This window comes from Nostoc sp. 106C (assembly GCF_002154725.1).
GTDB lineage: Bacteria > Cyanobacteriota > Cyanobacteriia > Cyanobacteriales > Nostocaceae > Aulosira.
This window is the reverse complement of the sequence record NZ_MTAW01000026.1, coordinates 1-1,434: the sequence shown is the minus strand read 5'-3', so window position 1 is coordinate 1,434 and position 1,434 is coordinate 1. Positions and strand designations below refer to the sequence as shown.

At 44.7% G+C, this 1,434-nt stretch carries 1 protein-coding gene and 1 pseudogene; both read left to right on the top strand.

Going from position 1 to position 1,434, the window contains the following annotated elements:
- Positions 1-403, top strand: a pseudogene (locus BV375_RS36460) (hypothetical protein); the annotation flags it as partial.
- Between the two features lie 191 nt (positions 404-594).
- On the top strand, positions 595-1,194 hold the full coding sequence (locus BV375_RS01390) for an MBL fold metallo-hydrolase (RefSeq protein WP_086756479.1): 600 nt from the start codon (positions 595-597) through the stop codon (positions 1,192-1,194).
- The last annotated feature ends 240 nt before the right edge of the window (positions 1,195-1,434 follow it).

Genomic DNA, 1,434 nt, shown 5'->3' with positions numbered 1-1,434 from the left:
ACACGACATTGAAGACGCTCAACACGACATTGAACGCGCTCAACACGACATTGAACGCGATCAACACGACATTGAAGACGCTCAACACGACATTGAACGCGCTCAAAACGACATTGAACGCGATCAACACGACATTGAAGACGCTCAACACGACATTGAACGCGCTCAACACGACATTGAACGCGATCAACACGACATTGAAGACGCTCAACACGACATTGAACGCGCTCAACACGACATTGAAGACGATCAACACGATATTGAAGACGCTCAACACGATGTTGAAGACGATCAACACGATGTTGAAGACGATCAAAACGACATTGAACGCGATCAACACGATGTTGAAGACGATCAACACGATGTTGAAGACGCTCGACACGATACCAATTTGAAATTATGAAAAGTACGTAGACACGAAGCGGCTTGTCGTCCGACATAGCGTTTGTGAGTTTGATCGTAATGTTAGCGAGTAGTGCGATCGCATTTGTTAATTGATTTCAGGCGATGCCTTTGCAAAATCAGTTCTCTTGCTTGATTTATAGGTTGAATTTACCGATACTGAATAATTGCAGGTATTGAGCCAAAATCAACATGAAATCTCTGCATCGTCCCGATCTCTATGGCTGGTCTCATTTCAATCCAGCAAGAAATATTGATTTCAATGGGGTTGCTTGGATTCGTCCCGGTGGCAATATCCTGATTGATCCAGTAGCTTTATCGAACCATGATTGGAATCACCTAGAATCCCTTGGTAGTGTAGCTTGGATTATACTAACTAACTCCGATCATGTCAGGTCAGCTCAAGAAATCGCCAAACAAACTTATGCCAAAATAGCAGGGCCAGTAGGAGAAAAAGATAATTTCCCTATACATTGCGATCGCTGGCTGGCTGATGGTGAAGAAGTAGTTCCCGGATTGAAGGTGATTGAACTTAAAGGTTCTAAAACTCCGGGTGAACTAGCACTGTTGCTAGAGGAAACAACTTTAATTACTGGAGATTTGGTGCGGGCGCATAAAGCTGGTACGTTAACAATCTTGCCAGATGAAAAGCTGTTGAACCGAGAGGAAGCAGTTGCATCTGTGCAAAGATTGGCAGAACTAACTCAGCTAGAAACAGTGTTAGTCGGAGATGGTTGGTCAGTTTTTCGGGATGGACGCGATCGCTTAAAAGAACTTGTGGCAACTTTGTGAGTAAGTCTACGGTATATACACAAGTGATTCATCTGGTAGCGACAGTCCTAACGCACCGACAATCTCAGATGGTACATGCGGTGCGTTAGCCTACGGCATAACACACGCTACCTCAGTTAGAAACGGTGTTAGGGGTGCATCCCAGTTTTTATTTTGCAACTAGAGAATAACTGTCATTGCGTAAAGCCTACGGCATAGCTTCGCTTAGCGCGTAGCGTCTCGTAGAGAGGAGGAACGACG

Bases quoted from the DNA above. Each gene is read 5' to 3' on its own strand.
- BV375_RS01390 (WP_086756479.1), top strand. From the start codon at position 595: ATGAAATCTCTGCATCGTCCCGATCTCTATGGCTGGTCTCATTTCAAT.